9 protein-coding genes are annotated in these 14448 nt (G+C 44.2%); 8 read left to right on the top strand and 1 reads right to left on the bottom strand.

The window, feature by feature from the left end; genetic code table 11:
- Positions 1–530: 530 nt before the first annotated feature.
- The 3 genes from DWW85_RS05285 (at position 531) to DWW85_RS05275 (ending at position 5282) form a co-directional block, all read left to right on the top strand.
- The gene (locus DWW85_RS05285) at positions 531–2972 is read left to right on the top strand and encodes a LuxR C-terminal-related transcriptional regulator (RefSeq protein WP_117807803.1); all 2442 of its coding nucleotides are present in this window, start codon (positions 531–533) and stop codon (positions 2970–2972) included.
- 173 nt (positions 2973–3145) lie between these two features.
- Positions 3146–3349, top strand: a complete 204-nt coding sequence (locus DWW85_RS05280) for a helix-turn-helix domain-containing protein (protein WP_021944353.1) — start codon at positions 3146–3148, stop codon at positions 3347–3349.
- Between the two features lie 130 nt (positions 3350–3479).
- Positions 3480–5282 (top strand): bifunctional homocysteine S-methyltransferase/methylenetetrahydrofolate reductase, encoded by a 1803-nt coding sequence (locus DWW85_RS05275; RefSeq protein WP_117807801.1) that lies wholly within the window; start codon positions 3480–3482, stop codon positions 5280–5282.
- Here the strand turns inward: DWW85_RS05275 and DWW85_RS05270 are convergent.
- Complete coding sequence (locus DWW85_RS05270) at positions 5245–6609, bottom strand: MATE family efflux transporter (protein ID WP_117808127.1); 1365 nt, start codon at positions 6607–6609, stop codon at positions 5245–5247. The genes DWW85_RS05275 and DWW85_RS05270 overlap by 38 nt on opposite strands.
- Positions 6610–6885: 276 nt before the next feature.
- Here DWW85_RS05270 and DWW85_RS05265 point away from each other — a divergent pair, with 276 nt between their 5' ends.
- From DWW85_RS05265 to DWW85_RS05245, 5 genes are all read left to right on the top strand, one after another.
- Positions 6886–8169, top strand: a complete 1284-nt coding sequence (locus DWW85_RS05265; protein ID WP_117807799.1) for a L,D-transpeptidase family protein — start codon at positions 6886–6888, stop codon at positions 8167–8169.
- A gap of 42 nt (positions 8170–8211) precedes the next feature.
- Positions 8212–9525 carry a GTPase HflX gene (hflX, locus tag DWW85_RS05260; protein ID WP_330584338.1) on the top strand — a complete coding sequence of 438 codons (1314 nt, stop codon included), beginning with the start codon at positions 8212–8214 and terminating at the stop codon, positions 9523–9525.
- Positions 9526–9676: 151 nt separating this feature from the next.
- Positions 9677–11980: a hypothetical protein gene (locus DWW85_RS05255; protein ID WP_117807797.1), complete on the top strand. Its 2304-nt coding sequence runs from the start codon at positions 9677–9679 to the stop codon at positions 11978–11980.
- Positions 11981–12012: 32 nt separating this feature from the next.
- Entirely contained in the window at positions 12013–12780 is a 768-nt protein-coding gene (gene aroD, locus DWW85_RS05250; protein ID WP_021944359.1) for a type I 3-dehydroquinate dehydratase, read from the top strand.
- A 2-nt stretch (positions 12781–12782) separates the two neighbouring features.
- Positions 12783–14423: an aminotransferase class I/II-fold pyridoxal phosphate-dependent enzyme gene (locus DWW85_RS05245; protein WP_117807795.1), complete on the top strand. Its 1641-nt coding sequence runs from the start codon at positions 12783–12785 to the stop codon at positions 14421–14423.
- Positions 14424–14448: the final 25 nt, after the last annotated feature.

The following is a 14448-nucleotide window of genomic DNA, read 5'->3' as shown; positions in this document are numbered from 1 at the left end:
CAAGTGATATAATGAGTGAATAACCCCGGCAAGCAATTACACAGCATGCCTGCTAGCAGGCGAAGCTGTGTAATTATTTGCCGGGCAAACAGACATGAGCAAGAAGGACGAAAGTCCGGAATGCGAATGCCTGTGGCGATTTCAGGAGTTCGAAGAACGGAGAAATCGTAGTTATTCACGGAGAAGAAATAAGCGAATGACAGCATGCCTGCTAGCAGGCGAAGCTGTGTAATTATTTGCCGGGCAAACAGACATGAGCAAGAAGGACGAAAGTCCGGAATGCGAATGCCTGTGGCGATTTCAGGAGTTCGAAGAACGGAGAAATCGTAGTTATTCACGGAGAAGAAATAAGCGAATGACAGCATGCCTGCTAGCAGGCGAAGCTGTGTAATTATTTGCCGGGCAAACAGACATGAGCAAGAAGGACGAAAGTCCGGAATGCGAATGCCTGTGGCGATTTCGGGAGTTCGAAGAACGGAGAAATCGCAGATATTCACGGAGAAGAAGGAACAAACGAAAGGACAGCGGTTATGAACGGAACAAGATTAATAGAAAAAGACTGTTATATCAAACCGAAAAAAGCGTGGCGGTTATTAAAGACAGCAGATGATGAGAATGTAACCGCGTACATATATGGAGTCAGTGGAACAGGAAAAAGCACCCTGATCACTCGCTATCTTGGAAAGAGAAAATACAAAATGCTTCATGCAGGAACGATAACACTGGAGGAACTTCAGATTCCGGAAGGAGCGGTGCGGAAGATCATAGTGATCGATGATCTGCATGAGTTGATCTGGGAAGAAGATGATGCAATCCAGGATGCTATTTTCCGGTTGATCGTGAGGGAAGATGTCTGGGTGATCTTGTCAGGACGATGCCCGGTTCCGCCGTGGCTTACCACGATCCGGTTTCGGGAAGGCTTCTATATCATAGATGAAACCATGCTTATTATGGACATGCAGGCTATATTAAAATATGTGGAACAGACACAGATGGTTTTAACAGAAGCCCAGAAGCAGCGTCTGTCACGCGAAACCGGAGGTATGGCATTTGCATTGTGCGTGGCAATGTCCATGTATTATGAACTGGGATATACAAATGGACTGACTGATTCAGAGTATGATGAATATTCCAGAAAAGTAACAGAGCAGATGTGGAATTATCTGGAATTTCATGTATACGACAAGTGGGATATCCGTATGCAGGAATTCTTGATGAAGATATCGATCGTGGATACATTTACGGTTCGTCTGGCAGAGATGATCACAGGAACAAATGATGCAGAAAATCTGATCGAACATGCAAGATGGATGGGTAATTTCTTAGATGAACAGATGGGAGCAAACGGAGAAAAAATCTATAAGCTTCGAGATCATATGCGGTTATCCATGCAGCGCAGGATGCACAGAAAGTACACAAAGGAACAGATAAAAAATGTATATGAAAATGCCGGACTGTTCTATCAGTTAGCTGGTGATCCAATGCAGGCACTTACAATGTATGAGAAAGCAGGTTCAACAGAACGGATGCTTTCTATCCTGATCGACAATGCAAGAAAATCACCAAACAGCGCATATTTTTATGAATTGAAGCAATATTATCTCGCACTGCCGGAAGAGAGCGTGAAAAAAAGTCCGGAGCTTATGTGTGGCATGAGTATGCTGCAATCGCTATTGCTGAATCCGGAAGAAAGTGAACGGTGGTATCAGGAACTGCAGGCATATGCAGACAGTCATCAGGGCAGTAGCCGGAGAATCGCAAAAAATAATCTGCTGTATCTGGAGATCGGATTGCCGCACAGAGGTTCTGTGGATATGGTCAATATTATGAAGCAGGCATACCGGCTGGTATTTGACCGGCAGGCAACGCTTGGAGAATTATCAGTTACATCCAACCAGCCATCGATGATGAACGGCGGCAAGGATTTCTGTGAATGGAGCAAAAAAGACCGCGAACTGGCAGGCAAGATAGGTAAGCTTGTGGAATTTGTCCTTGGCAAATACGGCAAAGGGTTGGTCAATCTGGCATTGGCAGAGAGCTTTTTTGAAAAAGGCGAAGACAATTACGAGGTTGCTGTCCTTGCAAATAAAGGACGGATGCAGGCAGAAGCAGGCGGCAAGATCGAGCAGTGCTTTGTAGCAGATGGAATCCTGGCATGGCTACATATCATAAATGGAAAAGTTCAGGAGGCGGAAGAGATTCTGTGCAGCTTTTATGAAAAAGCAGAAAAGGAAGGTGCAGAAAAGCTACTTCCGAATATACAGGCATTTCTGATCCGGTGTGCATTGTACAAGGGCGAGTGGTCAGAAGTGAACCGATGGATGGAACAGACGGCAGATGAAAATGTGGAATTTTCGATCTATGAGCGTTTCTTATATATAACGAAGGTGCGGGTATATATCCAGCGTGGAAAATATGATCAGGCATATAATCTGCTAGTAAAGCTGCAATATTATGCAGATGTCATGAAGCGTACTTATATCCGGATAGAATGTAATCTGTTGATGGCGGTTACTTTGTACCGGATGGGAAATGATGACTGGAAAGTGGTTCTTCAGAAAGGTCTTGCAGAAGCGGAAGAGTACCATTTTGTAAGGGTGATATCCAGAGAAGGAGCGGCTATATATCCATTGCTACAGGCATTTCCGGATGACGAGGGTAAGGCAGAGGAGGATGCAGAACTGGTGAAAACACACCGCCAGTATTACAGACAGGTAATGAAGGAAACGGAGAATGTTGCAAAGTCGTATCCGGGGTATCTCAAAGCAGGAAAGGCTGAGGTCCGGTTAAATGAAACCGGTATCCGTATCATTAAACTTCTGGCAGAAGGATATTCCAGAATACAGGTTGCAGAGCAGCTCGATATGACGGAAGCAAATGTAAAATATCATATGGCACAGGCGTATAAAAAGTTAGGTGTAAAAGATAAAGCTGGTGCAGTACTGGAAGCAAAAAACAGACAGTTGATCTGACTCTGATAAGGGAGTATGGGTTCAATATATTCCTGAAACGACTAAAAAACGGTAAAATAAGACAGAAAATGGGACATTTTTGCAGGGACTATTGCAAATTGACCGGTATTTTTGTAAACTGATGCTGTATTGGTTTTGGGGACGAATACAAATGGGTTAAGGAGGAAACAAGAATGGATGAGAGAGAAGTATATGGAAATGAAGTCCGGAAACTTCGAGACAGTATGGGAATGAACCGTAAAAAGTTCTGTGACTATTATGGAATTCCATATCGTACCGTGCAGGATTGGGAGGCAGGAAAAAGAAAGATGCCATCCTATGTGCTTCGGATGATGAAGTACGTTGCTGAAAAAGAGCAGATGATAAAGGTATCATAATGTTCTGATTAAATGAAATGATCTGTAGGCAGGATAGTCAGAAATGACAGACTTGCATGCAGATCATTTTTTGATTTATAATGTTGTGCAAGTCGGATTTTGAAACGAACAAGGAGATAAGCAGATTTTTATGAAATTAAAGGAATACATACAGACAAAACGTATCATTGCAGATGGAGCGTTTGGTACTTATTATATATCGTTATATGGGGATGGGAGCAGGGCAGAAAATGGTGCAGGACTTTCCAATCTTCCGGAGCTTGCTAATATAAAAGCGCCGGAGCGTGTTATCGGGATCCATACAGAATATATAGAGGCCGGCGCACAGTTTGTCCGGACGAATACATTTGCATCAAATACAAAGAGTCTTTCTGCTGATATGGAAAAAGTGAAAGAGAATATCCGTGCAGCGGTTATGTGTGCAAAAATGGCAGCGGGCAAAGTGGATCGGGAAATTTATCTTGCAGGTGATATCGGACCGATTCCTGTCGAAGGTATGCTGCATTCTGACCGGCTGACACAGGAATATATTGCGATTGGAGAAACATTGCTCAGTCAGGGAATCGATATCCTGTTATTTGAGACCTTCCCGGAGCTCGAAACGATCCTTCCGGCGGTTACATATCTGAAAGAAAACCATGACTGTACGATCCTGGTACATTTCAGCGTGAATCAGTTTGGTTACAGCAATACAGGGCTGTCTGCAAAACGTCTGATCGCAGAGGCAAATGCCTGCCCGTATATTGATGGTACCGGTTTAAACTGTGGTGTCGGTCCCGGACATATGGAGAAGCTGATCCGGAAGATCGTACCGGACGATACGACATTTCTGTCGGTGTTTCCAAATTCCGGATACCCGAAGTATCTGAACAATCGTCTGACATTCACAGATAATGCAGAATATTTTACTGAGAAGATGGAAGAGATCGCAGCTCTTGATGTCGGTATCTTTGGCGGCTGCTGCGGTACAACACCGGAGTATATCCGAAGGATCGCAGCAGGCATATCAGCCGATCATCCGGTTAGGAAAACAGAAACAGAGGCAGAGAAGATTACTGTCTCTGAGCATCCGGCATATGGATTTATGGAACGCCGGGTGAAAGAGCCTGCCCACAAACTGATCGCAGTTGAACTGGTGCCACCATTGAATGCAAATGATGAAAAGCTATTAGATGCGGCGCATATATTAAAAAATGCAGAGGTCGATGTTGTAACTTTCCCGGATTCCCCATCCGGAAGAACCAGAGCGGATTCCGTATTGATGGCAGAGAAGATCAGGCTGGAGACCGGATTATGTGTAATGCCGCATATCTGCTGTCGGGATAAGAATGCGATTGCGATCCGTTCTACGATCCTTGGTTCAAGTCTGAACCACATCACGAACTTCCTTTTGCTGACAGGGGATCCGGTTCCGGTACTGTTCCGTCAGACAACAAAGAGTGTATTTAACTTTGATTCGGTTGGAATGATGAAGATTGTTCAGGAGATGAACAGTGATACATTTACCGACCATCCGGTTACCTATGGCGGGGCGATCAATCACAACCGGATGAATACCAAGGCAGAAACAGAACGGATCAGAAGAAAAATGGCAGCGGGAGCGACCTTCTTTATGACACAGCCGATCTTTTCAGCCGAGCAGGCAGATGTTATAAGGCAGATGAAAAAAGAAACCGGGGCAACGATCCTGGTTGGATTGATGCCCCTTGTCAGCCGCAAAAATGCGGTATTTATGAAAAACGAAATGACCGGTATTGAGATACCGGATACGATCATAGAACGATACCGGGAAGATATGAGCCGGGAAGAAGGAGAAGCCTGTGGTGTCCAGATCGCCAGAGAATTCATGGCGGTGACAGATGATTTTGCAGACGGATATTATTTCTCATTCCCATTTAATCGTGTTCATATGCTGAAGAAGATCCTAAAATAGAAGCAAACATTTTCTCCGGAGGATTGGACAGGTACATGATCGTAAGCATGAGCGTGCAGGCTGCCCAGATGATCGGTTCTGTGATCGCAACACCGAGATAGCCAAGTGCAGGAGCAAGGAACAGAACAGCAAGGATTTTTCCTACCATTTCCATGGTACTGGAAAGAACCGGTACGATCTTTCTTCCCATACCCTGCATTGCACAGCGGAGAACAAATAAAGGACCAAGGACATAGAAGCAGCAGACGCTGATCCTTATATACATAACTGCCGGATCGATGACTGCCGGGTCATTTGTTCCTGCGATCAGCCGGATCAGAAGCGGGGAAGCAGGGAATCCGATCAGAATGATGATCGTGGTTGCGATCGTATTGATAATGATGCCGGCACGGACACCTGTTTTTACACGGTCGATCCGCTTTGCACCCAGGTTCTGGCTGACAAATGTTGTAACTGCATTTCCGATGATATAGAGAACGACATCCAGAATGTCGAAGATCTTTCTGGCAGCCGTATGTGCAGTAATGATATTTGTTCCTAATTTATTGATCGAGCTTTGTAAGGTGACAGTACCGAAATTAACGATGCAGCTCATGAAGCCCATAGCCAGAGCGGACTGTACCAGATCATTAAAATCTGCACGGGCAACACGGAATTCGTCTTTTTCCGGAATCAGAAAACGACACTTTGTAAATATATAGATAAAACATGCAATTCCTGCGACTGCCTGCGAGATGACAGTTGCGATGGCAGCACCAGCAACGCCTGACTGGAAGACCTGAATGAACAGCAGATCCAGACCGATATTTAATACAACGGATATGCTCAGGAAGATAAGCGGTGTTTTGCTGTCACCGACAGCACGCAGCAGATTTGCACCAAAATTATAAACAGCGGAGAAGATCAGTCCGGCTAAAATATATTTGACGTAGTTGTCAGCCATATGTATAATTTCCTCAGGTGTATCAAGAAGCACCAAAAGGTCATAGATAAACAGTAATCCTACGATGGTAAGTACAATGGCGGAGACAAGTGTGAGAATGGCAGAAACACCGATGCATTTTCTCATATTTTTCTTATCCTGCGCACCAAAATATCGGGCAATCGGTATGGACAGACCCAGAGTGGCACTGTTTAAGAAGCCGATCAGGGTGTTGGAAATAACACTGGTCGCTCCAACTGCGGCAAGTGCTTCCGGATTGATACAGTTTCCGACGATAGCGGAGTCACAGAAGTTATAAAGCTGCTGTGCGATCTGACCCAGGATCATTGGAAGAGCGTAGAGCCAGATTACTTTTATTGGTTTTCCTTCGGTTAAATCTTTCATATATATAAACGGCAGCATTTAAAATTGCTGCATCCTCCTTTCTGCTTTATAGAATTATATACATTTTTGTAAAAGTGTAAATAGCTTATACGGCAAAAAGGTATGGAGAAAATGATTGAGGTAATTTAGTGAAAATGACGGTTTGCGGAAGAAAATGATTTCTGATGCAGGAAAATAAATGCGCAGCAAAACCGGGTAACCGGATATGTAAGATAAATTTAGATTTGATAAAATAGTTATATGCTAGAATAAAATAACTGGAAGGTCTGGTCACATATGAAGAAAAAAGGCTTTTTATTTTTTGTAGTCTATATTCTGGTACTGGTGGGTATCGGAGTGATGGCTGTTACAAGAGCAGGAGAAACAAGCAGAAGAAAGATATCCATATATAAAGAGGCAACACCGGAGGATGGAACCGGGCAGGGAACAGAGACCTTGCAGGAGGTACTTCATCTGACAAGAGAGGCAGAGATCCTTGAAGTTGCAGAGCTTCCGCAGAAACAGGAATATAATGGTCTGCGGTTGGATGATAACGGGATGCCTTATGCGATCAGGATCAACCGGACACTGAATATCGTAACGGTATACAGTCTGGATGATGAGGGATATTATACAGTGCCGGTAAGAGCAATGCGGTGCTCGATCTCACTGGATGATACAACACCGGTCGGATTGTTTACGACGACAGAGAAGCGTCTGGAATGGGCGTTTCTGCAGGGAAATGTATATGGACAATATGCATATCAGATTCATGGAGGAATTTATTTCCATTCTGTGCCATATACAGAAAATAAACATGATAAGCTGGAAACATGGGAATATAACAAGCTTGGTGAGGGTGCATCCCTTGGCTGTATCCGGTTATGTGTGGCAGATGTCAAGTGGATCTATGAGAACTGTCTGCCGGGGACACAGGTTTATCTGTTTAACAGTGACTATCCGGGACCGCTTGGCAGACCGCAGCAGCCATATACATTTGCAGATGTGTCTGAAACCGGATGGGATCCGACAGATACGGCAGATGGCAGCCCGTATGAAGGAACGGCAGCGATCTATGGCGCAGAGGATCATACGATCAAGATTGGTGAACCGTTTGACAGCAGAACAGGTGTCATGGCATTTTCATCGGACAGACAGAATGTAACAGACCGGCTTATGGTAGATGGTACGGTGGATAATCAGATACCGGGGGAATATAAGTTAGCGTATTCTTTCTATGACAATGGAAAGAAAATAGAGCGGGATATATTTATCCGGGTTGTTGATACAGAAGCTCCGGTTATTACGATGCTGCCAGACCGGTTATATCTGGCCGGATATCATGGAGATAAAGAAGAACTGGCAGACCTGATCGCCAGAAATATTACTGCTTATGACAATGAGAAACAGATCATCCAATACAGATGGACACCAGAGAAGGATACAACAGAGGATGCAGAGCTTGTTATAGATCTTTCCAGGGTGGAGGATATACCGGGAAGCTATGAGATATCCTGTTACGCAGAAGATGCGGCAGGCAACCGATCCGAAAGTTATACAATATGGATCGAACTGGAATAAACAATGGTTGAAGATATCCTGATATAAAGGAGAGAAGCATAATTGGAGATTAAGTCAGAAAATGAACAGAAACCCGGCTACGAGGTTCTGGCGGAAACAGAGGAACGGGTTATCCTGTTTGCTGCAGCGATGGATGGTGTGGAGGTTTCTGAAACAGAAAAGTCGCTGGACGAACTGGAGGAGCTGTTAAAGACAGCAGGAGCACAGTCGGTTGGACGTCTGATCCAGAGCAGGGACCGGGCAGCCAGTGACCTGTATCTTGGAAGAGGAAAGGTAGAAGAGCTTCGGAGCATGATCGCAATGTATGATGCGACCGGAGTGGTGTGTGACGATGAGCTGTCGCCGGCACAGTTGATGAATCTGCAGGATGCATTGGAGATCAAGGTTATGGATCGTACAATGGTCATCCTTGATATATTTGCGGCACATGCAGGCAGTTATGAAGGCAAGCTGCAGGTCGAGCTTGCACAGTTGAAGTTCCGTGCGACCAGACTGGTCGGAATGAGGGATTCCCTGTCACGTCTGGGTGGCGGAATCGGAACCAGAGGACCTGGTGAGAAAAAGCTGGAGATTGACCGAAGAGTGATCAGAGACCGTATATCCAAGCTGAAAGCGGATCTGCGGCAGGTGGAAAACCGACGGACGGAACAGCGAAAGCAGAGAAGCCGGACCGGAATCCCGGTTATCAGCATCGTAGGATATACGAATGCAGGAAAATCCACCCTGTTGAACAAGCTGACGGATGCCGGAGTGTTGGAGGAAGATAAGCTATTTGCAACACTGGATCCTGCAACAAGGAATGCGGAGCTTCCGGCGGGGCAGCAGGTGTTATTTACGGATACAGTCGGATTCATCCGAAAACTTCCGCATCATCTGGTAGAGGCATTCAAGTCAACACTGGAAGAAGCCAGATACAGTGATGTGATCCTTCATGTGGTGGATGCATCGGATCCGAACTGGGATGATCATGTTGCTACAGTATATACAACGCTCAGACAGTTGAATATTGATGACGAGAAAGGCCGGCCGGTGATCACGGTATTTAACAAGATCGATAAGCTGCCGGAGGATGCCGATCAGTCATCGATCAAGGATCTGAGAGCGGATCGTATGGTTTATATGTCGGCAAGAACCGGAGCAGGTATACCGGAGCTGTTGTCGGTGATCGAAGAAGTTCTCCGGGATCAGAAAACCTATATCCGCCATACATTTTCCTATCAGGAAGCGGGAAAACCGGGGCTTATCCGAAAATATGGCGAAATGATCACAGAAGAATATCTGGAGGATGGCATTTTCGTGGAGGCGTATGTTCCGAAGAGCCTGATCGGGCAGCTTGGCTTGTCTGATGAGGATTAAAGGAATATAGAGGTATTAAAAGTAAATTAAAATCAGGCAAATGCTTTGACAAATCCGGAGATATCTACTAATGTAAGATTTGTCAGGGCTTAAGACAAATATAAACAGAAAGCTGATTTCTGTAACATATTTATTATGAAAGGAAAGACAAATGGACGAAAATAATATGAATCAGGGATTTCCAGAAAATCCAGACGGTTATCAGGCAGCTCCGAATAATGGGGAATATGCCAATTACAACGCAGATCCAAATGGGAATGCATATGGCGGTTACAACGCAGATCCAAATGGAAATGCATATGGCGGTTATAATGCGGATCCGAATATGGGTGGCTATGCAGACTATAATGCAGACGCAGGCAATGGCGGTTATGTACAGCCGGAAATGAATGCATATGGAGATCAGGTTCCATATCAGGTTCCTGCACCAAAGAAGAAAAAAGGCGGCAAGATCGCATTGATCTCACTTATCGCAGTGGTATTAGTTGCTGCAATTGTTGCTGTTGTATTCTTCCTTGTAAGAAAAACACCGGAAGAAGTGATCAAGAGTTCGATCAAGAAAACAATTACTGATACGGTAGATAAATCTCCGGTGGAGGAAGCAACCGGTATTTCAGAATTCAGTGATGACAAGATGGATTTTGATGTCAATATGACAGTCAATAGTATCTATCAGATGGATGGTATCGCAGGATCTAATCTGGATCTGAATGGTGCATTTGAGAAGCAGAGTGACAATTCATATAATATGAATCTGAATGGTTCTCTTTCGATCGCAGATCAGGCATTATCCGCAAGTGTGTATTGTGTTGACCGGGTGATTTATTTTGAATTGCCGGAATTATACAATGATGTGTTTAAGATGGATCTGGCATCTATGATGGATGCACTTGATACATCTGATCTTGATACAGATGCACAGAATAAAGTGAAGGAGCTGTATGAGAAATATATGACTCCTGCAAATGAGGATCTTAAGAAGGCAATTTCTTTTGATAAGGTCGGAAATGCAACAGTAGAGAATCACAATGGAGATTCTGTTTCCTGTAAACAGTATACAGTTACACTTCCAACTGCAGATGTAAAGGCATATGTTACCGCATTATGTAATTATCTGAATGCATATGCATCTGAATTTATAACAGATGAGCAGCTTGAGTCTGCTGACATAACAAGATCAGATCTTGCACAGATATTTAATTATGTACCAACCTATTATGGTATGCTGTTCTCAAGAGATTTTGTATTAAATGTATATGTAAAGCATAATGAAGTTGTTAAACTGGGTATGGATTACAAGTTTACTGTACTTAATGCAGAGGCCTCACTGGCAGTTGACTTTATGGGTACAGACAGTCCGGCTGATGATATCTATGCAGCACTTTCTGTTACAAAGGATGAAGAAGAACTTGCATCTGTTACGATCAGTGACAAGAGTGAGAATGGCAAGGGTTCATATACAAAGAAGCTGGAAGAGACAGTTGTTGTAAATGGAGAAACGACCGCAACCCTTACACAGAACAGTTCATTTGTAAAATCAACAAATGCATTTGAGAGCCATATGACAGTTTCAGCAGCAGAACAGCCTGTATTTGCTTATGATCTGACAGGAAGCCTGAAGGATATCAACAAAGGAAAGTCTTATACAGTTGCTATAGATTCCCTGAAGGTAACAAACGGTGATTCTACTGTATATGCAGATTTGAGCGGGGAGATTAAATTAGGTGATCTTGGTACTGAGATTAAGACACCGGATTCTTCCAAGAATGTGATCGATTATACAGAAATGACAGATGATTACATGCAGAATAATATGAACACAGACAATCTGGAAAAGATCGTATCTGCATGGAAAAAGGCACTTGGTTCATCAGCAGATATAAAGGATGATATCAGTCTTGGAGATCTGACATCTTCTGATATTGATCTTGGAGATATCTCAGACATTGAGGATGATTCTGAGATGGTCGTAGACAGTGCTGATATTGATGATCAGGACTATTCCGGCATCAAGATGTCAGGCGACAGCTATACGATCGCGATCAAGGATCCGTCCGGCTATGACCGTGGATATGCAGATGATTCTGAAGTTGATATTTACAATGATAAGTACAATGTATACTACACACTGACACCGGACTGTGATAAAGAAAAAGAATGCGAGAACTTTGAAGCATATTTTGATTATCTTGGAGAAGATGGCAAAGTAGTTGATAAGAAGATGGAGCAGGTTACAGGTGCAAATGGCCAGACACTGGACTGCTATGTAATAAATTCAGAAGTTTACGGAACAAATATCCGTGATTATTATTACTTCTATCCTGTCAACGACAAGGATTACCTGGTTGTAAATGTCAATGTATGGGCAGACGGAGAAGGCGAAGAAGTAAAGGCAGATATAACAGCCATAGCAGATGAGCTTGTAAATGATCAGGTCATTGATATACAGAAATAGCAGGAGAAAAGAATTCCGGGAGCACAGATGATATGAATGTAGTAGAAGTGAAAAGGGTAAGGATCGGTGAGGGCGCAACTAAGATCTGCGTACCGATGGTTGCACCGACAGACTATGATGTAGATGCGCAGATCCGTACGATCAAAAGATCTAAGACAGATCTGGTAGAATTCCGGGCAGACTGCTTTGAGGACTGTCTGGATATGGATATATTAACAAAGACGCTGGAAAAGATTCAGGATAAGTTATCTGAGTTCCCGATCATTTTCACATTTCGTACCAGAAGTGAAGGCGGCAGTCATGATATTACACCGGATCAGTACCGGGAAATGCTTCTGCATGTGATCAAAAGCGGATATGCGGATCTGATCGATGTAGAATATTTCTATGATATTCCATTCGTGACGGAAGTGATCGAGACAGCACATGCACATGGCGTAAAGGTTATCGTATCGAATCATGATTTTAAGACTACGCTACCGATGGAGCAGATCGTAAACCGGTTTAAAGATATGATCAATACCGGAACAGATATTGCAAAGATTGCAATGATGCCGGAAGATGGCTCTCAGGTTGTTGATATGATGCAGGCTGCAAAGGAGCTTCAGGAATCTGGAAATCAGACACCATTGATCGTTATTTCGATGGGTGAGCTTGGCGTATCCACAAGAACGACCGGAGAAATGTACGGAAATTGTATCTCATTCGCAACTGCGGGAATCCCTTCTGCACCGGGACAGATCGATGTAGAAGCACTTCGCAGTCAGCTGGAAATGATACATAATATAATTGGCAGCTAAAGATGAAGGATGGAGACTGGATGGTTTTATTTGCAGAGAACAGGGATTTTTTGCAGATAAGATTCTCCGGTCTTTCTTCTTATAGAACAGGAGAGATCAGCTTGAAAGAATATATTAATCAATATCTGGACAGATACAGGAAAGGGGATTATTACCCATGGCATATGCCGGGACATAAAAGGCAGGATGTATTTAAAGATGATTTCTGGGAAAATATGTTTCTCCGGGATTTTACGGAAGCAGAAGGGCTGGACGATCTTCATGAACCGGAGCTGTTCATGAAGGACAGTCTGGAGCAGATGCAGCGGTTTTATGGTACGGAGAAAACCTATATGATGGTAAATGGAGCCACCGGAGGCATCCTGACAGCCCTGTATGCCTGTGCACCGGAGGGGGCATCTGTGTTGATGGGACGGAATTGTCACAAATCGGTTTGCCATGCAGTCAGTCTTCTGAATCTGAAGCCGGAATATGTCGTACCGGAGTTGTTGCCGGGAACGGATATATTTGCAGATATCACACCGGAACAGATGGAACAGGCATTAAATGAACTAAAAAAAACGGACAGGCTGCCGGCTGTGGTTGTTATCACATCCCCAACGTACGAGGGCGTGATATCAGATATCTGTGGGATTAAAAATGTGCTTGAGCCATATAATATTCCATTGATCGTAGATGAGGCACATGGAGCACATCTCCCGTTTATGCCGAAACGAAATCTGTCAGCGGTCGCAGCAGGAGCAGATCTGGTCATACAGAGTACGCATAAGACGCTTCCTTCACTGACACAGACAGCACTTCTTCATGTGAACCGGAAGGAGCTGGTTCCGAAGGTGGAGCGGTATTTGCATATTTTTCAGACATCATCACCCTCTTATCTGTTCACACAGAGCATGGAGAAAGCAGTCGTATATGCGGGGAATCATCCGGAAGTATTTGATGCATATAGAAAACGACTAAAGCATTTTCGAAAAAAATGTAAGGAACTGAGGCATATCAGACTGTTACAACCGAAGCAGACATGTTATGCTTATGATAAAGGTAAGCTTGTATTTACTGTATCAGGTGTGCACCCGGCAGAACCGGGAACGGACAGCCGGAACGACATTCCGGCTACAGGACCGTGGCTTGCGCATGTATTAGCGGCGGAATATCAGCAGGTGGTTGAGATGGCAGGAACGCATCATGTGATCCTGATGACCTCATTTGCAGATAAGAAAAAGGCATTTGAGCATCTCTATGAGATATTGAAACATATAGATTCGGAGCTGACAGAAGCAGCGGATAAAGCAGGAAGAAATGCAGATCAGATGAACCATGCAGATTCCATGTCGGTGCTACCGGATATGGAGAATGCCGTTTTATGTAGTACAGGGTTTCATCTGCCGGAGCAGGTTATGACGCCGGGAGCAGCGTGGAGACTGGATAGCAGCAGAGAGAAGCTGGCAGAGGCGGAAGGAAGCATAGCGGCAGATTATGTATATGCATATCCACCTGGAATTGCAGTTATAACACCGGGCGAGAAGATCGACGGGCAGGTGATCCGGGATATTACGCAGATGGTGGAAACCGGTCTGAATATGATCGGAGTCGAATATCAGACGGATGGGATCTATATTCCGGTTACAGAACCTGTGCGGTAAAGAAAACATCAAAAGTTCAGGTGTT

Origin of the sequence: Clostridium sp. AF17-21AC, assembly GCF_003461365.1 — a bacterium.
Classification (GTDB): Bacteria; Bacillota; Clostridia; order Lachnospirales; family Lachnospiraceae; genus Coprococcus; species Coprococcus ammoniilyticus.
Note: the sequence above shows the minus strand (reverse complement) of the source record. Positions and strands in the feature narration are given on the sequence as shown.

Coding starts and splice junctions, on each gene's coding strand:
- DWW85_RS05285 (WP_117807803.1), top strand. CDS start 531: ATGAACGGAACAAGATTAATAGAAAAAGACTGTTATATCAAACCGAAA.
- DWW85_RS05280 (WP_021944353.1), top strand. CDS start 3,146: ATGGATGAGAGAGAAGTATATGGAAATGAAGTCCGGAAACTTCGAGAC.
- DWW85_RS05275 (WP_117807801.1), top strand. CDS start 3,480: ATGAAATTAAAGGAATACATACAGACAAAACGTATCATTGCAGATGGA.
- DWW85_RS05270 (WP_117808127.1), bottom strand. CDS start 6,609: ATGAAAGATTTAACCGAAGGAAAACCAATAAAAGTAATCTGGCTCTAC.
- DWW85_RS05265 (WP_117807799.1), top strand. CDS start 6,886: ATGAAGAAAAAAGGCTTTTTATTTTTTGTAGTCTATATTCTGGTACTG.
- DWW85_RS05255 (WP_117807797.1), top strand. CDS start 9,677: ATGGACGAAAATAATATGAATCAGGGATTTCCAGAAAATCCAGACGGT.
- aroD (WP_021944359.1), top strand. CDS start 12,013: ATGAATGTAGTAGAAGTGAAAAGGGTAAGGATCGGTGAGGGCGCAACT.
- DWW85_RS05245 (WP_117807795.1), top strand. CDS start 12,783: ATGAAGGATGGAGACTGGATGGTTTTATTTGCAGAGAACAGGGATTTT.